The 21225-nt window shown below is 61.2% G+C and carries 19 protein-coding genes; 13 read left to right on the top strand and 6 right to left on the bottom strand.

What is annotated here, in order from left to right:
- The first annotated feature begins 74 nt into the window (after positions 1-74).
- The 5 genes from BLR63_RS25145 to rarD all read left to right on the top strand — a co-directional run bounded on the left by BLR63_RS25145 (position 75) and on the right by rarD (position 5785).
- Positions 75-812, top strand: a complete 738-nt coding sequence (locus tag BLR63_RS25145; RefSeq protein WP_042947161.1) for a ComF family protein — start codon at positions 75-77, stop codon at positions 810-812.
- A 60-nt stretch (positions 813-872) separates the two neighbouring features.
- Entirely contained in the window at positions 873-1637 is a 765-nt protein-coding gene (locus tag BLR63_RS25140; RefSeq protein WP_010566303.1) for a TOBE domain-containing protein, read from the top strand.
- Between the two features lie 90 nt (positions 1638-1727).
- Entirely contained in the window at positions 1728-3626 is a 1899-nt protein-coding gene (locus BLR63_RS25135) for a PhoX family protein (RefSeq protein WP_010566302.1), read from the top strand.
- A 177-nt stretch (positions 3627-3803) separates the two neighbouring features.
- Positions 3804-4778 (top strand): serine/threonine protein kinase, encoded by a 975-nt coding sequence (locus BLR63_RS25130; RefSeq protein ID WP_010566301.1) that lies wholly within the window; start codon positions 3804-3806, stop codon positions 4776-4778.
- 122 nt (positions 4779-4900) lie between these two features.
- Entirely contained in the window at positions 4901-5785 is an 885-nt protein-coding gene (rarD, locus tag BLR63_RS25125; protein ID WP_010566300.1) for an EamA family transporter RarD, read from the top strand.
- Positions 5786-6007: 222 nt separating this feature from the next.
- Here rarD and BLR63_RS25120 read toward each other — a convergent pair whose 3' ends face one another.
- Positions 6008-6520 carry a glycine cleavage system protein R gene (locus BLR63_RS25120; RefSeq protein WP_010566299.1) on the bottom strand — a complete coding sequence of 171 codons (513 nt, stop codon included), beginning with the start codon at positions 6518-6520 and terminating at the stop codon, positions 6008-6010.
- A gap of 364 nt (positions 6521-6884) precedes the next feature.
- Between BLR63_RS25120 and BLR63_RS25115 the strand changes: the two genes are divergently transcribed.
- Positions 6885-9062, top strand: coding sequence for a malate synthase G (locus BLR63_RS25115; RefSeq protein WP_010566298.1), 2178 nt, complete (start codon positions 6885-6887; stop codon positions 9060-9062).
- Positions 9063-9226: 164 nt separating this feature from the next.
- Here the strand turns inward: BLR63_RS25115 and BLR63_RS25110 are convergent, their stop codons facing one another.
- Positions 9227-9673: a response regulator gene (locus tag BLR63_RS25110; protein ID WP_010566297.1), complete on the bottom strand. Its 447-nt coding sequence runs from the start codon at positions 9671-9673 to the stop codon at positions 9227-9229.
- Positions 9674-9918: 245 nt separating this feature from the next.
- Here BLR63_RS25110 and BLR63_RS25105 point away from each other — a divergent pair, with 245 nt between their 5' ends.
- The 4 genes from BLR63_RS25105 (at position 9919) to BLR63_RS25090 (ending at position 14135) form a co-directional block, all read left to right on the top strand.
- A complete protein-coding gene (locus tag BLR63_RS25105) occupies positions 9919-11841 on the top strand; it encodes a putative nucleotidyltransferase substrate binding domain-containing protein (RefSeq protein WP_010566296.1) in 1923 nt (640 codons plus the stop codon).
- Positions 11838-12545: a 3'-5' exonuclease gene (locus BLR63_RS25100; protein ID WP_010566295.1), complete on the top strand. Its 708-nt coding sequence runs from the start codon at positions 11838-11840 to the stop codon at positions 12543-12545. The genes BLR63_RS25105 and BLR63_RS25100 overlap by 4 nt, the downstream gene beginning before the upstream one ends.
- A gap of 100 nt (positions 12546-12645) precedes the next feature.
- Entirely contained in the window at positions 12646-13164 is a 519-nt protein-coding gene (locus tag BLR63_RS25095; RefSeq protein WP_010566294.1) for an RNA polymerase sigma factor, read from the top strand.
- Positions 13161-14135, top strand: coding sequence for a FecR domain-containing protein (locus tag BLR63_RS25090; protein ID WP_010566293.1), 975 nt, complete (start codon positions 13161-13163; stop codon positions 14133-14135). The genes BLR63_RS25095 and BLR63_RS25090 overlap by 4 nt, the downstream gene beginning before the upstream one ends.
- 117 nt (positions 14136-14252) lie before the next feature.
- On the opposite strand, the gene BLR63_RS25085 is transcribed toward BLR63_RS25090, so the two are convergent.
- The 4 genes from BLR63_RS25085 to BLR63_RS25075 are packed head-to-tail and all read right to left on the bottom strand — an operon-like array spanning position 14253 to position 16851.
- A complete protein-coding gene (locus BLR63_RS25085; protein WP_010566292.1) occupies positions 14253-14888 on the bottom strand; it encodes a hypothetical protein in 636 nt (211 codons plus the stop codon).
- Positions 14885-15028: a hypothetical protein gene (locus BLR63_RS31360; protein WP_156791910.1), complete on the bottom strand. Its 144-nt coding sequence runs from the start codon at positions 15026-15028 to the stop codon at positions 14885-14887. The genes BLR63_RS25085 and BLR63_RS31360 overlap by 4 nt, the downstream gene beginning before the upstream one ends.
- 30 nt (positions 15029-15058) lie before the next feature.
- Complete coding sequence (locus BLR63_RS25080) at positions 15059-15694, bottom strand: hypothetical protein (RefSeq protein ID WP_010566291.1); 636 nt, start codon at positions 15692-15694, stop codon at positions 15059-15061.
- Complete coding sequence (locus tag BLR63_RS25075; RefSeq protein WP_010566290.1) at positions 15691-16851, bottom strand: DUF2515 family protein; 1161 nt, start codon at positions 16849-16851, stop codon at positions 15691-15693. The genes BLR63_RS25080 and BLR63_RS25075 overlap by 4 nt, the downstream gene beginning before the upstream one ends.
- A 370-nt stretch (positions 16852-17221) precedes the next feature.
- Between BLR63_RS25075 and BLR63_RS25070 the strand changes: the two genes are divergently transcribed.
- The 3 genes from BLR63_RS25070 (at position 17222) to BLR63_RS31580 (ending at position 20989) form a co-directional block, all read left to right on the top strand.
- A complete protein-coding gene (locus BLR63_RS25070; protein ID WP_010566289.1) occupies positions 17222-19651 on the top strand; it encodes a TonB-dependent siderophore receptor in 2430 nt (809 codons plus the stop codon).
- 61 nt (positions 19652-19712) lie between these two features.
- Complete coding sequence (locus BLR63_RS25065) at positions 19713-20816, top strand: PepSY-associated TM helix domain-containing protein (RefSeq protein ID WP_010566288.1); 1104 nt, start codon at positions 19713-19715, stop codon at positions 20814-20816.
- Positions 20813-20989, top strand: a complete 177-nt coding sequence (locus BLR63_RS31580) for a hypothetical protein (RefSeq protein ID WP_010566287.1) — start codon at positions 20813-20815, stop codon at positions 20987-20989. The genes BLR63_RS25065 and BLR63_RS31580 overlap by 4 nt, the downstream gene beginning before the upstream one ends.
- Positions 20990-21225 lie beyond the last annotated feature (236 nt).

Here is a 21225-nt window from a genome sequence, read left to right as displayed (position 1 = left end):
GCTTGGGCAAACGCTGTGGGAAGGGTAATACCCACAGGCACGACACGGATGCTCGGCATATTTAAGGAAGAATCATGCACTGTCAACCGAGACACAAACACAAGGTTTACATCTGCTCAAAAAACATACAGACATGTTTAATCTGCGATGAACCGGCTGAAACGGCAGATTGTGTCTGCAACGCCTGCGAAACCGAACTGCCCTGGCTGATGGAACACTGCGAGGTGTGCGCCCTGCCCCTACCGATGGACGGCCTGATCTGCGGCCAATGTCAGAAACATCCTCCGGCTTTTAAACAAGTGATCGCGCCCTGGACCTACAGTTTCCCGGTCGACACCCTCATCAGCCGCTTCAAGCACCAGGCCCGCTGGCCACTCGGGCATTTATTGGGCCGGTTGCTGGGGCAGTCCCTGCGCCATCGCTTCGATAACACCGAGCTGACCCGCCCCGACTGCCTGCTGCCGGTGCCCATGGCCCGCAAGCGCCTGCGCGAACGCGGCTACAACCAGGCCCTGATGCTGGCGCGCTGGCTGAGCCACGACCTCGCCATCGACCTCGATGAACACCTGGTGTTACGCCCCCATGAAACCATCGCGCAACAAACCCTCGACGCCCGCACCCGCCAACGCAACCTGCTCGGCGCCTTTGCCCTGGCACCCGACGCCCAGGTGCAAGGCCGGCACTTCGCCGTGGTCGACGACGTGCTCACCACCGGCGCCACCGCCCACAGCGTGGCGCGCCTGCTGATGGCCGCCGGTGCGCGGCAGGTCGATGTGTACTGCCTGGCGCGCACGCCCAAACCGGGGGCCTGACTTGACGCCGGCATCCCCTCTCCCGCAACGTTCGGCCCATCTCCTCCAAGCGTAATCCCCATGTCTGTACCCAGCCCCCTCAGCCAACACATCATCCGCCGTCCCCAGCGCATCGCCTTGCTGGGGCATATCGCCGAGCAAGGTTCCATCACCCGCGCCGCCAAGAGCGCCGGCCTGAGTTACAAGGCCGCCTGGGACGCCATCGATGAACTCAACAACCTGGCGCAAAAGCCACTGGTGGAGCGCAGCGTCGGCGGCAAGGGCGGCGGCGGTGCCAGGCTGACGGCCGAAGGTGAACGGATATGGCGCCTCTACCAGCGCCTGCAAGTGTTGCAAGCCGAGGTGCTGGGCACGGACGAAGCCGCCAGCGATTTCAACCTGCTCGGCCGTTTGATGCTGCGCACCAGCGCGCGTAACCAACTGCACGGGCAAGTGATCGCCATCGAGCCCCATGGCCGCAACGATCGGGTGCGCCTGCAGTTGACCGGCGGGTTGACCCTGGACGCGCAAATCACCCACGACAGCACGCAACGGCTGGAGCTGGAGACCGGCGTGGAGGTGGTCGCGCTGATCAAGGCCGGCTGGCTGGAATTGCACGCTGCCGACACACCTGCAACACCTGGACACAATTGCATGAGCGGTGTGATCGAGACGATTCTCGGCGCCGACGACGGCCCCAGCGAAGTGCGCATCGCCCTGCCCAACGGTCCGGTGTTATGCGCCCTGGCCCAGCCCGACGCGCTCGAGGCACTGGGCGCCGCCGAAGGCCATGTCATCCAGGTGCAATTCGCGCCCGGCAACGTCCTGCTCGGCACGCCGGCCTAGGCAATATCCGCGCTGCGCCGGTCTTCAAACTGCAACCATTTCGTCACGACCGCTCCTTATGGTGTCTGCAAAAACCGCAGGGAGCCTGACATGAGCCTATTAGAAGAAAACCAAGCCACCGACCTCGAGCAGATGGTCGGCCTCACCCGCCGCCGCTTTATCGGCGCCGGTGCCCTGTGCGGCGCGGCGATGTTCCTCGGCGGTAACCTGCTGAGCCGCAGTGCACTGGCCGTCAACACCGCCAACACCAGCCCGCTGCTGGGTTTCGCCAGCATCGCCGCCGACACCCGCGACACCCTCAGCCTGCCGCCCGGCTACAGCGCCTCGGTGCTGATCAGCTGGGGCCAGCCGCTGCACAAGAACGCCCCGGCTTTCGACCCGTCCGGCAACGGCACCGCCAAGGCCCAGGAACAGCAGTTCGGTGACAACAACGACGGCATGAGCCTGTTCGCCTTCCCCGGTGACGACAACCGCGCCCTGATGGCGATCAACAACGAATACACCAACTACCGCTACCTCTTCGCCCACGGCGGCGCACCGCAATCGGCCGAAGACGTGCACAAGGCCCAGGCCAGCGAAGGGGTGTCGGTGATCGAAGTACGCCGCACGGGCGACACCTGGCAGTTCGTCCAGGATTCGCGCTACAACCGGCGCATCCACGGCAACTCGCCGATCCGCCTGAGCGGCCCCGCCGCCGGCCATGAGTGGCTGAAAACCAGCGCCGACAAGTCCGGCAAAAAAGTCCTCGGCACCTTCCAGAACTGCGCCAACGGCAAGACACCGTGGGGCACTTATCTGACCTGCGAAGAGAACTTCACCGACTGCTTCGGCAGCAGTAACCCACAACAAAGCTTCGACGCCGGGCAAAAGCGCTACGGCGTGGTCGCGGCCAGCAAAGACATTAACTGGCACCTGCACGACCCGCGCTTCGACATGGCCAAGCACCCCAACGAACTCAATCGCCACGGCTGGGTGGTGGAAATCGACCCGTTCGACCCCCAATCCACCCCGGTCAAACGCACCGCCCTGGGCCGCTTCAAGCACGAGAACGCCGCCCTGGCTGAAACCCGCGACGGCCGCGCCGTGGTGTACATGGGCGACGACGAACGTGGCGAGTTCATCTACAAGTTCGTCAGCCGCGACAAGATCAACCACAAGAACCCCAAGGCCAACAAAGACCTGCTCGACCACGGCACCTTGTACGTGGCCCTCTTCGACGGTGGCGACGGCAACGCCGACCATCCCAAAGGCCAAGGCCAATGGGTCGAGTTGACCTTTGGGAAAAACGGCATCGACGCCAGCTCCGGCTTTGCCAGCCAGGCCGAAGTGCTGATCCACGCACGCTTGGCCGCCAGCGTGGTGAAGGCCACGCGCATGGACCGCCCGGAATGGATCGTGGTCAGCCCCACCGACGGCCAGGTCTATTGCACCCTGACCAACAACGCCAAGCGCGGCGAAGACGGCCAGCCGGTGGGCGGGCCGAATCCGCGCGAGAAAAACGTCTACGGCCAGATCCTGCGCTGGAAGGCCAACGCCGATGACCACGGCGCCCCGGACTTCAGCTGGGACCTGTTCGTGGTGGCAGGCAACCCCGGCGTGCATGCCGGTACGCCGAAGGGCGGCTCGTCCAACATCAACCCGCAGAACATGTTCAACAGCCCCGACGGCCTGGGGTTCGACAAAGCCGGGCGCCTGTGGATTCTCACCGACGGCGACTACAGCAACGCTGGCGACTTCGCCGGCATGGGCAATAACCAGATGCTCTGCGCCGACCCGAACACCGGGGAAATCCGCCGTTTCATGGTCGGCCCGGTGGCCTGCGAAGTGACGGGGATCAGCTTTGCGCCGGATCAGAAAACCTTGTTCGTGGGGATTCAGCATCCGGGTGAAACCGGCGGCTCGACCTGGCCGGAGCATCTGCCGAATGGCAAGCCGCGGTCGTCGGTGATGGCGATTCGGCGCGATGATGGTGGGATTGTCGGCGCCTGATAGATCGCTATCGGGGGCAAGCTCCTTTCCACAGTTGTCCCGGGTCGTCATAACAACTCGGTCAAATGTGGGAGGGGGCTTGCTCCCGATGACAATGGCACAGGCTCGCCCTATCCCTGGCCGCGTGCGTTACCATACCCGGCCGGACGCGGCGCCCTGCTGCGCGCAGGAGTTCGCATGGCCCATCCGTTTGAAACACTCACCCCCGACCTGGTACTCGACGCCGTCGAAAGCATCGGTTTCCTCAGCGATGCTCGCGTTCTGGCGCTCAACAGCTACGAAAACCGTGTCTACCAAGTGGGCATCGACGACGCCGAACCGCTGATCGCCAAGTTCTACCGTCCCCAGCGCTGGACCAACGAAGCAATCCTCGAAGAACACAGCTTCACCTTCGAGCTGGCCGAGTGCGATGTGCCGGTGGTCGCGCCGATGATCCATAACGGCCAAAGCCTGTTCGAACACGCCGGGTTCCGCTTCGCCCTGTTTCCACGCCGTGGCGGCCGTGCGCCGGAGCCGGGCAATCTGGACCAGCTCTATCGCCTCGGCCAGCTGCTCGGACGCTTGCACGCCGTCGGTGCGACCCGTCCGTTCCAGCACCGCGAAGCCCTGGGTGTGAAGAACTTCGGCCACGATTCCCTGGCCACCCTGCTTGAAGGCAATTTCATTCCCAAAAGCCTGCTGCCGGCCTACGAGTCAGTGGCCCGCGACCTGCTCAAGCGCGTGGAAGAGGTCTACAAGGCCACGCCGCACAAGAACATCCGCATGCACGGCGACTGCCACCCCGGCAACATGATGTGCCGCGACGAGATGTTCCATATCGTCGACCTCGACGACTGCCGCATGGGCCCGGCGGTGCAGGACCTGTGGATGATGCTCGCCGGCGACCGTCAGGAATGCCTGGGCCAGCTGTCGGAATTGATGGACGGCTACCAGGAATTCCACGATTTCGACCCGCGCGAACTGGCGCTGATCGAACCGCTGCGCGCCTTGCGCCTGATGCACTACAGCGCGTGGCTGGCACGGCGCTGGGACGATCCGGCGTTTCCCCACAGCTTTCCGTGGTTCGGCAGCGAGCGGTATTGGGGCGATCAGGTGCTGGCGTTGCGCGAGCAATTGGCGGCGCTCAACGAAGAACCCCTGAAGCTGTTCTGACCGCTTTTGCCTTTAGTGTGGAAGGGGGCTTGCTCCCTCCCACATAAAGCACTGCGGGCCCCACTGCCGGAAAAATATCCTTACAATCGCGCTTTGTTAGTTGCCTAAGCAAAGGATTTCGCATGCACACCGCCAACCCCCGCAAGGGCTACATCCTGGGCCTTAGCGCCTACATCACTTGGGGTCTTTTCCCGCTCTACTTCAAAGCCATCGCCAGTGTTCCCGCCGCCGAAATCATCGTCCATCGCGTGCTGTGGTCGGCGCTGTTCGGCACGCTGTTGCTGATGGTATGGAAACACCCCGGCTGGTTCCGCGAACTGCGCGACAACCCCCGGCGCCTGGCGATCCTGGCCCTCAGCGGTACGTTGATTGCGGCTAACTGGCTGACCTATGTGTGGTCGGTGAACAGCGGGCGCATGCTCGAAGCGAGCCTGGGTTACTACATCAACCCGCTGGTGAATGTGCTGCTGGGCATGCTGATCCTCGGCGAGCGCTTGCGCCGTCTGCAGTGGGTCGCCGTGGGGCTGGCGGCGGTCGGTGTGGCGCAACAGGTGTGGCAAGTGGGCAGCTTGCCCTGGGTGTCGCTGGTGCTGGCGCTGACCTTCGGTTTCTACGGCCTGATCCGCAAGCAGGCGCCGGTGAAAGCACTGCCGGGGCTGGTGGTGGAAACCTGGATGCTGGTGCCGATCGCCGTGGCATGGTTGCTGTTCAACCCATCGGCCCACACGGCACAAATGGCCTTCTGGAGCACCTCCGAAGCCTGGTGGCTGGTGGCCGCAGGCCCGGTGACGCTGATCCCGCTGGTGTGTTTCAACGCCGCCGCGCGGCATTTGCCCTACACGGCGCTGGGCTTTTTACAGTACGTGGCGCCGACCCTGGTGCTGCTCGAAGCGGTGCTGCTGTTCGGTGAACACCTGGCGCCGGCCACACTGACCGCCTTCGCGTTTATCTGGGCCGGGCTGGTGGTGTACAGCGTGGATATCTGGTTGAGCGCGCGCAGAAGCTGATCAAATAACGTACAAACCTCTGCAAGCCACAGCCCGTGTGGCTTGCAGCCTTTCACCCCAAGGTTATCCACAGCCTGATCCCCGCCATTTGTGCACAAGCCCTTGAAACTGCTCGTTTTTTGCTCAAGTCACGAAGAAGCGCGGCCAGCGGGGCCTGGCGACGGGTCTCTACAGGTTATCCACAGGCCCATGCAAGATTTCCATGCATAACCTTGTGGATGATCAGTCCTCGTTGCGCAGTTCCACCATCAAGTCATCCGCCAGGGTTTCCAGCGACTGTTGCAGTGCTTCCAGGGACAACGTCGACGGCACCTGCAAGTGGGCCTCGGCACTGAACAGCAGATCGCCGCTCATCGGCGCCGGACGCACGTCGGTGCTCAGGCGCTCCAGATTGACGCCCTGCTTGCTCAACAATGCCGTGATCTCGCGCACGATGCCCGAACGGTCATTGCCCACCAGTGTCATCAGGATCGGTTTGGACACCAATGCCTGCCCAGTGCTGCCCTCGCCCACCAGCACACGAATGCCGTGTGTGGATAAGTCTTCCAGCGCGGCGACCAACGCCTGGCGGTTCTCCGCCGGAACGCTCACCCGCAGGATCCCGGCAAACTGCCCGGCCATGTGCGCCATACGACTTTCCAGCCAGTTGCCGCCGTGGGCCGCGATGCTCTGCGCGACGCGTTCAACCAGGCCGGGTTTGTCGGCGGCGATAATAGTGAGTACAAGATGATCCATGGCGAAATACCTCGGGTGCTATTCCTGTAGGAATGAGTGTGCTCGCGAAAGTCATCAACGATAGCGCGGGAAAGCTTACAGCCAGCGGCGCTCTTGGGATCTTCGCGAGCGAGCTCGCTCCTACAAGGTGGACGTGCAAGCCGCTGAAGACAAATCGTGTACGATTTTTATATTTATCTGGAACAATCCATCGCTTTCTTGAGAACATCCCGTTCTCCGCTGTGACCGTACGACCAAAGTGGGTCGCTAAACGACGTAATTAGTCTAATTTTCACAACCGCAAGTCATCATGTAGTATGCCCACCCAGGCACTACATAATGAAAATCTGAAACAGCGCATAAGCTCCGCAGAGTGAGGCAAGAGATGACTGAACACGTTCAAGTCGGTGGCCTGCAGGTCGCCAAAGTCCTGTTCGACTTCGTGAATAACGAAGCCATTCCCGGCACCGGCGTCACTGCCGAGCAGTTCTGGGCCGGTGCCGACAAGGTCATCCATGACCTGGCACCGAAGAACAAAGCCCTACTCGCCAAACGCGATGATTTCCAGGCGCGGATCGACACCTGGCACCAGACCCACGCGGGCCAGGCCCATGACCCGGTGGCCTACAAAGCCTTCCTGCAAGATATCGGATACCTGCTGCCAGAAGCCGCAGATTTCCAGGCCTCGACCCAAAACGTCGACGATGAGATCGCCCGCATGGCCGGCCCGCAGCTGGTCGTGCCGGTGATGAACGCCCGCTTCGCCCTCAACGCCTCCAATGCGCGCTGGGGCTCGCTGTACGACGCGCTGTATGGCACCGACGCCATCAGCGAAGCCGACGGCGCCGAGAAGGGCAAGGGCTACAACAAGGTGCGTGGCGACAAGGTCATCGCCTTCGCCCGCGCTTTCCTCGACGAAGCCGCGCCGCTCAGCGCCGGCAGCCACGTCGATTCCACCGGCTACAAGATCATTGACGGCAAGCTGGTGGTCAGCCTCAAGGGTGGCAGCAACAGCGGCCTGCGCGACGACGCCCAGTTGATCGGCTTCCAGGGCGACACGGCCCAACCGATTGCGATCCTGCTCAAGCACAACGGCCTGCACTTCGAAATCCAGATCGACGCCAGCACCCCGGTCGGCCAGACCGACGCTGCCGGTGTCAAAGACGTGCTGATGGAAGCCGCGCTGACCACCATCATGGACTGTGAAGACTCCGTGGCCGCCGTCGATGCCGACGACAAAGTGGTGATCTACCGCAACTGGCTCGGCCTGATGAAAGGCGACCTGGCCGAAGAAGTGGCCAAGGGCGGCAAGACCTTCACCCGCACCATGAACCCCGACCGCGTCTACACCGGCGTGGATGGCCGGGACGTGACGCTGCACGGTCGCTCGCTGCTGTTCGTGCGCAACGTGGGTCACTTGATGACCATCGACGCGATCCTCGACAAAGACGGCAACGAAGTCCCGGAAGGCATCCTCGACGGCCTGCTCACCAGCCTGGCGGCGATCCACAGCCTCAACGGCAACAGCAGCCGCAAGAACAGCCGTACCGGTTCGGTCTACATCGTCAAACCGAAGATGCACGGCCCGGAAGAAGCGGCGTTCACCAACGAGCTGTTCGGTCGTATCGAAGACGTGCTGAACCTGCCGCGCAACACGCTCAAAGTCGGGATCATGGACGAGGAGCGCCGTACCACGGTCAACCTCAAGGCCTGCATCAAGGCTGCCAGCGAGCGCGTGGTGTTTATCAACACCGGCTTCCTCGACCGCACCGGCGATGAAATCCACACCTCCATGGAAGCCGGCGCGATGGTGCGCAAGGCGGCCATGAAGTCCGAGAAGTGGATCGGCGCCTACGAAAACTGGAACGTCGATATCGGCCTGGCCACCGGCCTGCAAGGCCGTGCGCAGATCGGTAAAGGCATGTGGGCCATGCCCGACCTGATGGCCGCGATGCTCGAACAGAAAATCGCCCACCCACTGGCCGGCGCCAACACCGCCTGGGTGCCGTCGCCCACCGCGGCGGCGCTGCATGCGCTGCACTACCACAAGGTCGACGTATTCGCCCGCCAGGCCGAACTGGCCAAGCGCGAGCGCGCGTCGCTGGACGATATCCTCACCATTCCCCTGGCGAAAAACACCGACTGGTCCGAGGAAGAAATCCGCAACGAACTGGACAACAACGCCCAGGGCATCCTCGGCTACGTGGTGCGCTGGATCGACCAGGGCGTCGGCTGCTCGAAGGTGCCGGACATCAACGACATCGGCCTGATGGAAGACCGCGCCACCCTGCGTATCTCCAGCCAGCACATTGCCAACTGGCTGCGCCACGGCGTGGTCACTCAGGATCAGGTGATGGAAAGCCTCAAGCGCATGGCGCCGGTAGTGGACCGTCAGAATGCCGGGGATGCGCTGTACCGTCCGCTGGCACCGGATTTCGATAGCAATATCGCGTTCCAGGCGGCGGTCGAGTTGGTGATTGAAGGGACCAAACAGCCTAACGGTTATACCGAGCCGGTATTGCACCGCAGGCGTCGCGAGTTCAAGGCCAAGAATGGCCTGTAACTAAACGCTGCCCCTGTAGGAGCGAGCTTGCTCGCGAAGGCCGTTGACGATAACGCAGTGCTATCAGATAGCCCGCGTTGCCTATGGGTTCTTCGCGAGCAAGCTCGCTCCTACAGTTAAAAAAGCCCTGATCGTGAGATCAGGGCTTTTTTTGTAGGCGGGTTTTACTTCGTCATCCCCAACTCCTGCTTGATCATCTTCGCCAACTTCGCGCTATCGATCGGCTTGAGCAAAAAGTCCACCACGCTCAAATGCATCGCATCGATCACATCCGGAGCTTCAGCGTCCCCGGACATGACGATGATCGGCAACGCCGCCCGCGAGGATTCGCGAACCTGGCGGATCAGCTCAAGGCCGTTGCTCGGCACCATGCGCAGGTCGGTGATCAGCAAGCCAATGGAGCTGCTCGACTTCAACAGGCTCCACGCGGCCTCGCCACTGTCGGCGGTGACGCAGCAAATCCCTTCCAGGTCGAGGATTTGCGCCAGCAGGTCACGCGAGTCTTTGTCGTCATCGACAATCAACACCCGTTGTGGCGGCAAACCAGGCTCCAGCATCACAGCGCTGAGCGCCTCGCGCTCGGCATCGCTCAAAATATCGTGGTCGGACATACGGTTCTCGGCAATTCTCATCAATCTCCCGGCACACTCGTCAGACATCGCGGAAGTGCGAACAATGTGCACTTCGTCGGAAAGTTTGCCTAGTGGGCGTTCTACGGGGTTCGAGCCATAACCTTGTAAGGTTTTTCCTGAGTTTTACCCTGTTCTCATCGACCTAGACTTACGTCCAATGGGCACCTACCGCGCAGGAGTCGACCATGGAGAACGATAACGACAAAAAAATCGCGGTCACTGTTATGAGTAAAGCTGATGCCTTCACCCAGGCGGGAAAAACCGCCGTACTGCAGAACATTCACGGCACCCTGCAGTTCCTGCAACGCTTCCCACCCTTCAACCAGATGGAAAATGCGCACCTGGCCTTTCTGGTCGAGCAGTGCCAATTGCGTTTCTATGCCCCCGGCGAGAGCATCCTCAAGCCGTCGGGCGGGCCGGTGGAGCACTTTTACATCGTCAAGCAGGGCCGGGTTATCGGCGAACGGCCGGACTCTGCCGAGACCACTTTTGAAATCACCACCGGCGAGTGCTTCCCCCTCGCCGCGTTGCTGGGCGAACGCGCGACCCGTACCGAGCACAAAGCCGCCGAAGACACGTTCTGCCTGCAACTGAACAAACCGGCGTTCATCAAGCTGTTTGCCCTGTCCAGCCCGTTTCGCGATTTCGCCCTGCGGGGCGTCAGTAGCCTGCTGGACCAGGTCAACCAGCAAGTGCAGCAAAAAGCCGTGGAAACCCTCGGCACCCAATATTCCCTGAACACCCGCCTGGGCGAATTGGCCATGCGCCACCCGGTCACCTGCGGCCCGCAGACGCCGCTGCGCGAAGCGGTCACGCTGATGCATGAGCAGCAAGTGGGCAGCATTGTGATCGTCGATGAACACAAGGCGCCCCTGGGGATTTTCACCCTGCGCGACTTGCGCCAGGTGGTGGCCGACGGCACCAGCGATTTCACCCAGGCGATCGACGGGCACATGACCCATGGGCCGTTCTTCCTCTCGCCGGACCACAGCGCGTTCGACGCCGCTATCGCCATGACCGAGCGGCATATCGCCCACGTGTGCCTGGTCAAAGACCAGCGCCTGTGTGGCGTGGTGTCCGAGCGTGACTTGTTTTCCCTGCAGCGGGTCGACCTGGTGCACCTGGCCCGCACCATCCGCAATGCGCCCAAGGTGGAGAACCTGGTGGCGATACGCGGCGAGATCGGCCAGTTGGTCGAGCGCATGCTTGCCCATGGCGCGTCGTCGACCCAGATCACCCACATCATCACCCTGCTCAACGATCACACCGTGTGCCGGGTGATCGAGTTGACCCTCGCCGACAAAGGCGATCCCGGCGTGCCATTCAGCTGGCTGTGTTTCGGCAGCGAAGGTCGGCGCGAGCAGACGCTGTACACCGACCAGGACAACGGCATCCTGTTCGAGGCCAAGGACGCCGCCGAAGCCGCCGAGATTCGCGCGCGCCTGCTGCCCCTGGCGCAGCAGATCAACCAGAGCCTGGCGCAGTGCGGCTTCACCCTGTGCAAGGGCAACATCATGGCCGGCAACCCCGAGTTGTGCCTGTCGTGGGCCGAATGGGCGCGACGGTTTGCGGCGTTCATCCGCGAAGCCACGCCGGAGAACCTGCTGGGGTCGACCATCTATTTCGACCTGCGGGTGGTGTGGGGCGATGAGCAGGGCTGTGAACAACTGCGCCAGGGCATTCTCGACCAAGTCGCGGACAACCCCCTGTTCCAGCGCATGCTCGCGGAGAACGCCTTGCGCCAACGCCCGCCGGTGGGGCGCTTCCGTGAGTTCGTGCTGACGCGCAAAGGTGCGGAAAAGGCCACGCTGGACCTCAAGGTGCAAGGCCTCACGCCCTTCGTCGACGGCGCCCGCCTGCTGGCCCTGGCCCACGATGTCCACGCCATCAATACCCTGGAGCGCCTGCGCCAACTGGTGGTCAAGGAAGTGATCGAGCCGCTGGACGGCGCCGCCTATGAAGAGGCCTACCACTTCATCCAGCAGACCCGCATGCAGCAACATCAATTGCAGACCCGCGAAAACCTGCCGTATTCCAACCGGGTCGACCCCGACAGCCTCAACCACTTGGACCGACGTATCCTGCGCGAATCCCTGCGCCAGGCCCAGCGCCTGCAAAGCAGCCTGACGTTGCGGTACCAGCTGTGAGCTGGTTCGGCTGGCTGCGTGCGGCCAAACCCCGGCTCGACGCCACCCAACAACAGCGCCTGGCGCAATTGCCCAAACCCACCGCCCTCGGCGACGGGTCGTTGCGCAGCCAGCGTTGGGTAGTGGTGGACCTGGAAACCACCGGCCTGAACCTCAACCGCGACCAAGTGCTATCGATCGGTGCCGTGGTGATCGAGGACGGCGCGGTGGATTTTTCCCAACTGTTCGAGCGCACCCTGCACCGCGCCGAAACCAAGCTCAGCCCCAGCGTCCTGATCCACGGCCTGGGCCCCAGCGCCATCGCCGCCGGCAGCGACCCGGTGCAAGCGCTGCTGGAGTTCATGGAATTCGTCGGCGACAGCCCGCTGCTGGCCTTCCATGCCCGCTTCGATCAACACATGCTCGGCCGGGCACTCAAGGACAGCCTGGGTTATCGACTGGCCCATCCGTTTCTGGATGTGGCCGAAATCGCCCCGATGCTGTGCCCCCAGGCGCCGATCCGCGACGCCGGGCTGGATGACTGGATCGAGTACTTCAACCTGCAAGTGGGCGAACGTCATCACGCCAGCGCCGATGCCCTGGCCACGGCGGAGCTGATGTTGATCCTGTTCAGCCGCGCACGTCAGCAGCACATCGACACGCCTCAGACGTTGCAAGAACGGTTGAGCCAATGGAAACGCCGTAAACAAGCGCCCTCGTTTTAATGGCCTCTCCCGACCGACGCCAATTGCGCCCATCCCACGCCTCTGACACAATCGCGAATAATTCTCGTTAGTTTAAACCCCTTGTTTATTCGGTGATGCCTTGTCGTTGGTCCAGAACCCACACAGTGAGCGTGTTGGCGCGTTGTATCGCGACCATCGTGGCTGGTTGCTGGCCTGGCTGCGCCGCAACGTAGCCTGCCCCAGCCGCGCCGAAGACTTGAGCCAGGACACGTTCATGCGCCTGCTGGGCCGCGACGAGTTGCGCGAACCCCGCGAACCGCGCGCCTTCCTGCTGGCGATCGCCAAGGGCCTGCTATTCGATTACTTCCGCCGCGCCGCCCTGGAACAGGCCTACCTCAACGAATTGATGCTGATCCCGGAAAGCGAACAGCCTTCGCCGGAAGACCAGCAATTGATCCTCGAAGACCTCAAGGCCATCGACCGTCTGCTTGGCAAGCTGTCGAGCAAGGCCCGCGCCGCGTTCCTCTATAACCGCGTCGACGGCCTGGGCCACGCGGACATCGCCCAGCGTCTCGGCGTGTCGGTGCCGCGGGTGCGCCAGTACCTCGCCCAAGGCATCCGCCAGTGCTACATCGCCCTGTATGGCGAGCCGCTATGACCGCGATCAACGCCAAACCGGTGTCGGCCCGCGTGTTGGATGCGGCGATTGCCTGGCAGTTGTCCCTCGACTCGGGCGACGGCGACCTGGTGGCGCGCGAAGCCTTCAGCCAATGGTTGGCCAGCGATGAAGAACATGCCCGCGCCTGGCGCCAACTGGGCCTGCTCGACCAGCGCGTCAGCGTGGCCTCGGGCCCGGCGCGGGCGGCGCTGCTGCAGTCGCGCGAAGGCATTCGCCGGCGCGTGCGCAAGCTCGGCAGCGGCCTGGCGAGTATCGCGCTGGTGTGCGGCCTGGCGTTGTTGGCCGGCGAACGCTACGTGCCGATCCACTATTGGCTGGCCGACCAGCGCACCGCCACCGGCGAGCAACGCACACTGACACTGGCGGACGGCACTCGGATCAACCTCAACACCCACAGCGCCATCGACGTGCGTTTCGATGAACAGCGCCGGTTGATCGTGTTGCAGGAAGGCGAAATCCTCGTCGAGACCGGCCACAACGATGCGCGCCCGTTCTACGTGCAAACCCGCGACGGCAGCCTGCGGGCGCTGGGCACGCGGTTTATCGTCAAGCGCGAAGCCGATGCCACGCGCCTGAGCGTGCTGCAATCGGCGGTGGGCGCCCAGCCTGAAGCGCTGGCGCAGGAACAGATCTTCAAGGCAGGCGAGCAAGTGCTGATGCACAGCAAAGGCCTCGGCCCGCTGCTGGCCGTCCCGCCCGGCACCGACGCCTGGACGCGCGGCATGCTGGTGGTGGACAACGCGCGCCTGGCCGACGTAGTGGCCGAACTGGGCCGCTACCGCAGCGGTTACCTGGGTGTGGATAAACGCGTTGCCGACCTGCGCATCACCGGCAGCTTCCCGCTGCACGACACCACCCTCGCGCTCAACGCCCTGCTGCCGACCCTGCCGGTACAGATCGAACAGCACACGCCGTGGTGGGTGAGCGTGGCAATGAAGGCGCCAAACTGACCTTGGGCCTTCCGGCGCGGGGAATGGGTAGCCAGCGCTGTTTATCGGTTGTGGAATGCCGTCCACGCTTACATCCACCGCGTGACTGACCGTTTGAACAACACACAGAAAGCCCATTTATTCGCGGAAGTAATTTCTTCCCATGCTGATATCAATTAAATATTTTGCCGTCGCAGGATTGCGCTCGTTGCATCGCTTGAAGCATTTGATGTTGATTGCGAGTGTGTATTTTTGCGGTATGCCAAGCAAAACGATGGCCACCTGCTTGAATAACTTATCTTGCAGGGCGGTTTTTTGCTGCGCGGTGGTGGTGATCAGCCAAGTGAGTTTATTGGGATGTTGCGGTGTCCAGCCGGACCTTTTCAGGCGCGACTGAATCTCTTCGAGAAGAGGTACAAGCTCACTGAAGGACAGCATTTCCACCATGGGAGAGGTTGTAATGTTTGAGACTTTTCCATCGTCGTAACTGATTGCACCAAATATAGTAGCGGGTAAGACGAAGCCATAATTCGGGTCGTCGTACTGTATAACAACCGGGGTGGTGATCCAGGTTGAACCGGGGTGTGGTGGTTCGCTGGGGGAGATAACGGTGTTGGCCTTTACGGAAAACGTCGAGTCTCGTACAACTTCGCCATAAGGCTTTCCGATATGTACGCGGAGCGTATTTAACGCGCGATTGGAATAGAACAAATACAAAGCAAGGAATGCCAGTATGGGCAGCAAGATCAGTAGCCAGCGCTTTGGGGGCATCATGGTTTTATATCCAGACCAATAGAAATTTCAAAAATCGAACGCTTAGGCCGGGCCCGCGTTATCGGATTCATGGGTTTCGCAAAATCGGGCACTTCATACATGGCCGACTGAAAAATATTGAGCTGTTCATGGGCTGCCATAAAATCCCCTCCTTTACGATATTTCCTGACTCATTCGCGGAAGTAATTTCTTCCCATGCTGATATCAATTAAATATTTTGCCGTCGCAGGATTGCGCTCGTTGCATCGCTTGAAGCATTTGATGTTGATTGCGAGTGTGTATTTTTGCGGTATGCCAAGCAAAACGAGACCCACCTCATTGAATAATTCATCTTGCAGGGCGGTTTTTTGCTGCTCGGTGGTGGTGGGCAGCCAAGTGAGTTTATTGGGATATTGCGGTGTCCAGCCGGACCTTTTCAGGCGCGACTGAATCTCTTCGAGAAGAGGTACAAGCTCACTGAAGGACAGCATTTCCAGCATCGGAGAGGTTGTAATGCCTATGACTTTTCCATCTCCGTAAGTGATTGCACCAAATTTAGTGGCGGGTAAAGTGAAGCCATAGTTTGGATCGTCGTACTGTATAACAACCGGGCTGGTGATCCAGGTCGAGCTCGGGCGTGGTGGTTCGCTGGGGTAGATAACAGTGTTGGCTTTTACAGAAAACGTCGAGTCTCGTATAACTTCTTCATAAGGCTTTCCAACATGTACGCGGAGCGTATTTAACGCGCGATTGGAATAGAACAAATAAAAAGCAAGTACCGCAAGTACGGATAGCAAGAACAACAACTTGCGCTTTAAGGGCGTCATGGTTTTATATCCATACCAGTAGAAATTTCAAAAATCGAACGCTCAAGCTGAGCCCGCGTTATCGGATTCTTCAGTAACTGGTCAAATTGGGTGGCAGCGCGTCCAACAAATTCCATCCGCTGGTTTTTGTCTGCAAGGTTTGCAAAAGGATTGCTTGAGAATGAAACCCTACGATCGTCGGTGACTTTGCACTGGCTGGCTAACGTGAGCTGGATCTCTTCTGAGATGCCCGTGAATAGCCCAGTCACGATAGATAGAACATCACCCGCCTGAGTGCCTTGCATAAGTTTCGCGAAATCGGGGTCATCATACATGGCAGGCTGAAGAATATTGAGCTGTTCATGGGCCGCCATATAATCCACCCCTTTAGCAATATTTCCTGATTCGATTGCTCGAAAGCTATCGGACACCTCGGTTTGAAACGCACCGAACTCAACTTTATCCGCAATCGGCCAAATTACTTCATCTTTCAGACTGTTGCGGTCCTCCAAACATGTCTGCATCTCCTCAAACCCACGCACCATATAAAACCGATGCAACGGATAAACATCCAGAAACAGCGCGGTATTCCCAAGCGCCAGCATTTCATGAACGTACTTCAACTGGTCCTGTAATGTCGCAACCGCGCCACCCAGCAGTGGATTGCTCGCCTGGGGAAGCGGGTTCTGCTGCCTGGCCTGGTCCCACGCGTGCCATTCTTCGGATTTTGGGCGGATGTTGATGAGCCTTCGGCGGTCAAGCAGGTCCTGGGGCGCTTTGTCTCTGAGTTGTTGATAAGCCCTTTTTTCCGCTTCGATGCGTTCATCCAGCGTGACGGCATGCAGCAACCCACACCCCACCTGCTTGGACGCAAACGCCGCCAACCCCGCCCATTGAAAGCGGTTATCCGCCAGCCACAACTGCGCATATGCCGCATTGATCCTGCGGTTACGTGCCTGTGGATCGGCGATGAGTACGCCGCCGGGGGCGATCCAGTCTTCGGCTTCTCGTTGAAACCTTTTCCATAGGCAGCGACAGGTCAGTATCGGTACTACGATGGTGGTCTTCGGATTTCTGCCGTCATGGCTGGTTATGCGCTTGCAGGTAGACAGTTCGACGGTGCTGTCCCAAAGTTTTTTCGTGTCCAGTTCGTGTGGCACGAGGGCTTGTGTGGTCATGGTTCTCTTCCTCGACGCTCAGGCGGTCCAGCGCCGTGACACGTGCCGCAGGCTTTCCCGACAGGTGCGCGCCTTTTTTGTTGGGTACGGTAGGTCGGGAACCTAGATAGCCAAACTGGCAGGGTCAACCGCTCGAGGCTTGATGCGTAAAAAACAGGACGCTTCTGTAGGCCAACGTTTTCAGGGCTATGGGATTGGCCTGAAAAACCTGTGGGACCGAGATGATTCGTACCCACAAGCGTTGCTCCAAACCGGTAACCGCCTCCCCCCATCCGCGCTAAATAGAATTTATTTTCATCTGGCCCTATCACTTTGCGGATCTCGTTCGGCACAGGGGTAATTGCGAATTACTTCTATTCAGGAGCTACCCATGTCCCGCACGCTAGACACCTTGTTGCGCCCCAGCCTGTTAGCCGTGGCCATTGCCCTCGGCGCCCCGCTGGCCAGCCCCTTGCTGATCGCCGCCGAACAAGCCTCCAGCGTGCGTGCCTACAACCTACCGGCGGCGCCCTTGGCCGGCACCTTGAACCAGATCGCCAGCCAGGCCGGGCTGGCACTGACCCTCAACCCGGCCCTGGCCTCGGGCAAGACTTCCGCACCGGTGCAGGGGCCGTTCGATGCCCAAGGCGCGTTGCGCGAAGCCCTGCGGGGTACCGGGCTGCAGTTGGAGCAGAGCAGCGCGGGGACGTTTACGTTGGTGGCGATTCCGGAGGGCGTCATGGCGCTGCCGGCGACCAACATCACCGGCCAGGCAGGCCAACAGGAAAGCGCCTGGGGCCCGGTCCAGGGCTACCTGGCCACGCGCACCGCCGCCGGCACCAAGACCGACACCGCCCTGGTGGAAGCGCCGCGCTCGATCTCCGTGGCCACCCGCGAGCAGATGCAGGACCGCAACGTGCAGAACCTGGATGACGCAGTCAAATACATGCCCGGCATCGTGTCCGCCAGCTACGGCAGCGACACCCGCTACGACTGGATGCGCGTGCGTGGCTTCGAGCCCACCCAGTTCCTCGACGGCCTGCCGTTGCCACGCGGCGTGTATGCCAACCCGAAAGCCGAAACCTGGAACCTCGACCGCATCGCCCTGCTGCGCGGCCCGGCGTCGTCGGTGTATGGCCAGACCCCGCCGGGCGGCCTGCTGGACATGGTCAGCCGCCGTCCCAGCGCAGAGTCGAGCCATGCCATCCAGGTGCAATACGGCAGTGACAACTATCGCCAGATCAACTTCGCCAGCACCGGCAAGATCGACGACGACGGCCGGTTCCTCTATGGCGTCAGCGGGGTGGTGCGCGACGCCGGCACCCAGGTCGACCATATCGACAACAAGCGCTACAACATCGCCCCCAGCCTGACCTGGAACATCGACACCGACACCAAGCTGACCCTGCTCTCGCAGTTCACCCGCGACGATACCGGCACCACCAGCCAGTTCCTGCCGATCCAGGGCACCAAGATCAAATCGCCCCTGGGCGAGATCTCCCACCACAAGAACCTCGGCGATCCTGACTACGAGTTCTACGACCGCACCTACTACGCGCTGGGCTATGCCTTCGAACACCGCTTCAACGACACCTGGCAGTTCAAGCAGAACCTGCGCTACACCAAGTCGGAGTTGTCCTTCCAGCAACTGACCGTGGGTTCCTATGCCTACTCCCCGGCGGACGCTGCGGGCACCATCAGTCGCTCGACCACCAACGTTGACGAGAACATCGGTCAGTTCGCGCTGGACAATCACTTCCAGGCCGACTTCGCCACCGGCGATATCACCCACACCGTGCTGCTCGGCCTGGATCACCAGCGCACCGATACCTCGTTCCGGACGATCTACGGCACTGCGTCGAGCATCAATATTTTCAACCCGGTCAACAGCGTGCCAACGGTGCGCCCGACCGGCGATGCGTATTACGACTACAACCAGAAAACCGTACAGACCGGCCTCTACGCCCAAGACCAGATGGCCCTGGACAACTGGCGCCTGACCCTGGGCGGACGCGAAGACTGGGTGCACCAGGGCACTACCTACTTCAACAAACTGGATGCGACCAACACGGACCGCAGCAAGAACTTCAGCGGCAACGCGGCGCTGAGCTATGTATTCGATTCCGGTTTTGTGCCGTACCTGTCCTACGCCGAATCCTTCCAGCCGGCGAGCAACGCCAGTGTCGACCCGGTCAAGTCGTACAAGCCCACCGAAGGCCAGCAATGGGAACTGGGGATCAAGTACCAGCCGCCCGGCTCCAATACGCTGCTGAGTGCGGCGGTCTACGACCTGACCCAGAAAAACGTGCTGGTGACCCGGATCGGCGCGGGCAATCAGTCGATCACCGACCAGGCCGGCGAAGTGAAGGTCAAGGGCCTGGAGCTGGAAGCGGTGTCTGACGTGACCGAGAACCTCAAAGTCATCGCCGCCTACACCTTGGCCAAGTCCGAGGTGCAGACCGGTATCTACAAAGGCAACCGCCTGCAACTGATGCCCAATCAGCAAGCCTCGCTGTGGACCGACTACACCTGGCACACCGGCGTGCTCGACGGTCTGGGCATCGGCTTCGGCGCCCGCTACACCGGCAATACCTATGGCGACCAGGCCAACACCTGGCTGGGCAAGGCCAATGCCTACACGGTGTTCGACGGCGCGGTGCATTACGACCTGGGCCGCCTGGACAACAGCCTCAAAGGTGCGTCGGTGAAACTGAACGCCACCAACCTGTTCAACAAGGACTACCTGTCCACCTGCGATGGCAGCTACTGCTACTTCGGCGACCAACGCAGCGTCGTCGCCAGTGCCACCTACCAGTGGTAACCCACGGGGTTAACCAGCGGGCCGCCCCTTGGGCGGCCTTGGCATGTCCGAAGGCTAGAACATGAAAAGCTCCACCCTGCGCCGCTGGTCCTTTGTCCACACCTGGACCAGCCTGATCTGCACGCTGTTCCTGCTGCTGCTCGCCCTCACCGGGCTGCCGCTGGTGTTTCACCACGAGATCGATCACTTGCTGGGCAACGAGCCACAACTGGCGCCGATGCCCGCCGATACACCGCAACTGAACCTTGAGCAACTGGTGGCCAAGGCCCAGGCCCATCGCCCCGGCGAAGCCCTGCAATACCTGGCCTGGGACGAAGACGATAAAAACGGCGTGATCGCGATCATGGCCGCCACCGCCGGCACCGAACCCAACGCCTCCCACACCTTCATGCTCGACGCGCGCAGCGGTGAAGCAGTCGAGATGCCGTCGGCCAACGGCGGCTTTACGCTGTTCCTGCTGCGCCTGCATGTGGATATGTTCGCCGGCCCGCCGGGCAAGCTGCTGCTGGCGTTCATGGGCCTGCTGTTTGTGGTCGCGCTGGTCTCGGGCACGGTGCTGTACCTGCCGTTCATGCGCCGCTTGAAATTCGCCAGCGTGCGCCAGGACAAATCCAACCGCGTGCGCTGGCTCGACCTGCATAACCTGATCGGCGTGGTCACGTTGACCTGGGCGCTGGTGGTGGGCGTGACCGGCGTGATCAGCGCCTGTGCCGATCTGATCATCGCCGCCTGGCGCACCGACAGCCTCAGCGCGATGGTCGAACCCTACAAAAACGCCCCGCCGCTGACCCAACGCGCACCGGCCAGCGATCTGCTGAACATCGCCGCCAAGGCCGCGCCCGGCATGCAGCCGGACTTTATCGCCTTTCCCGGCACGCGCTTTTCCAGCGAGCACCACTACGCGGTGTTCATGAAAGGCAGCACCCACCTGACCGCGCACCTGCTCACCCCGGTGCTGATCGACGCCGGCACCCTGGCCGTCACCGCCGTCGGCGAACGGCCCTGGTACATGGACGCCATGGGTATGTCCCAGCCGCTGCACTTTGGCGACTACGGCGGCATGCCGATGAAGATCCTGTGGGCGGTGTTGGATGGGCTGACCCTTATCGTGCTGGGCAGCGGGCTGTACCTGTGGATCGTCAGACGCAAGGCGGGCAAGGCATGAAGCCACGTCCGTCGAATTTCTGGAAAGTGTTTGGCATTCCGCTGGGCATCGGCGTGCTCAGCGCCGCCGGGTTGTTTGCCGCACTGTTGGGGGACGGGGTGTGGGATTCGCTCAGCTGGGTCGGGTTGGGTATTCCCGCCGTCATTGGGGTCTACAAACTGCTGCGGGGGTGAACTTACCCGCGAAAAACTTCGCCACTTTACCCCCAACTCTTTTACCGCAACGCCCCCTGCCGATGGCAACTTCTTGCACACTTAAATGTGAATAACCCTGTGGATAGATCGCTACAGGGCTTATATACAAGCGGCTGCAACTAAGTGCGCAAGAAGTTGCCAGCCACTGCGCAAGAAGTTGCACACTTATTACAACTTTTCCTGGATAACGCTGAAGGAAACTTCATACAGCTCCT

The organism is Pseudomonas extremaustralis (assembly GCF_900102035.1).
Lineage (GTDB): Bacteria > Pseudomonadota > Gammaproteobacteria > Pseudomonadales > Pseudomonadaceae > Aquipseudomonas > Aquipseudomonas extremaustralis.
The sequence above is the reverse complement of the archived record's forward strand: the minus strand, read 5'-3'. Positions and strand labels throughout refer to the sequence as shown.

What these genes read in the sequence shown, in the direction of transcription:
- BLR63_RS25085 (WP_010566292.1), bottom strand. Translation starts at nt 14,888, where the DNA reads ATGATGCCCCCAAAGCGCTGGCTACTGATCTTGCTGCCCATACTGGCA.
- BLR63_RS25105 (WP_010566296.1), top strand. Translation starts at nt 9,919, where the DNA reads ATGAGTAAAGCTGATGCCTTCACCCAGGCGGGAAAAACCGCCGTACTG.
- BLR63_RS25130 (WP_010566301.1), top strand. Translation starts at nt 3,804, where the DNA reads ATGGCCCATCCGTTTGAAACACTCACCCCCGACCTGGTACTCGACGCC.
- BLR63_RS25070 (WP_010566289.1), top strand. Translation starts at nt 17,222, where the DNA reads ATGTCCCGCACGCTAGACACCTTGTTGCGCCCCAGCCTGTTAGCCGTG.
- BLR63_RS25140 (WP_010566303.1), top strand. Translation starts at nt 873, where the DNA reads ATGTCTGTACCCAGCCCCCTCAGCCAACACATCATCCGCCGTCCCCAG.
- BLR63_RS25135 (WP_010566302.1), top strand. Translation starts at nt 1,728, where the DNA reads ATGAGCCTATTAGAAGAAAACCAAGCCACCGACCTCGAGCAGATGGTC.
- BLR63_RS25115 (WP_010566298.1), top strand. Translation starts at nt 6,885, where the DNA reads ATGACTGAACACGTTCAAGTCGGTGGCCTGCAGGTCGCCAAAGTCCTG.
- BLR63_RS31360 (WP_156791910.1), bottom strand. Translation starts at nt 15,028, where the DNA reads ATGGCAGCCCATGAACAGCTCAATATTTTTCAGTCGGCCATGTATGAA.
- BLR63_RS25110 (WP_010566297.1), bottom strand. Translation starts at nt 9,673, where the DNA reads ATGTCCGACCACGATATTTTGAGCGATGCCGAGCGCGAGGCGCTCAGC.
- BLR63_RS25090 (WP_010566293.1), top strand. Translation starts at nt 13,161, where the DNA reads ATGACCGCGATCAACGCCAAACCGGTGTCGGCCCGCGTGTTGGATGCG.
- rarD (WP_010566300.1), top strand. Translation starts at nt 4,901, where the DNA reads ATGCACACCGCCAACCCCCGCAAGGGCTACATCCTGGGCCTTAGCGCC.
- BLR63_RS25145 (WP_042947161.1), top strand. Translation starts at nt 75, where the DNA reads ATGCACTGTCAACCGAGACACAAACACAAGGTTTACATCTGCTCAAAA.
- BLR63_RS25120 (WP_010566299.1), bottom strand. Translation starts at nt 6,520, where the DNA reads ATGGATCATCTTGTACTCACTATTATCGCCGCCGACAAACCCGGCCTG.
- BLR63_RS25080 (WP_010566291.1), bottom strand. Translation starts at nt 15,694, where the DNA reads ATGACGCCCTTAAAGCGCAAGTTGTTGTTCTTGCTATCCGTACTTGCG.
- BLR63_RS25075 (WP_010566290.1), bottom strand. Translation starts at nt 16,851, where the DNA reads ATGACCACACAAGCCCTCGTGCCACACGAACTGGACACGAAAAAACTT.
- BLR63_RS25065 (WP_010566288.1), top strand. Translation starts at nt 19,713, where the DNA reads ATGAAAAGCTCCACCCTGCGCCGCTGGTCCTTTGTCCACACCTGGACC.
- BLR63_RS31580 (WP_010566287.1), top strand. Translation starts at nt 20,813, where the DNA reads ATGAAGCCACGTCCGTCGAATTTCTGGAAAGTGTTTGGCATTCCGCTG.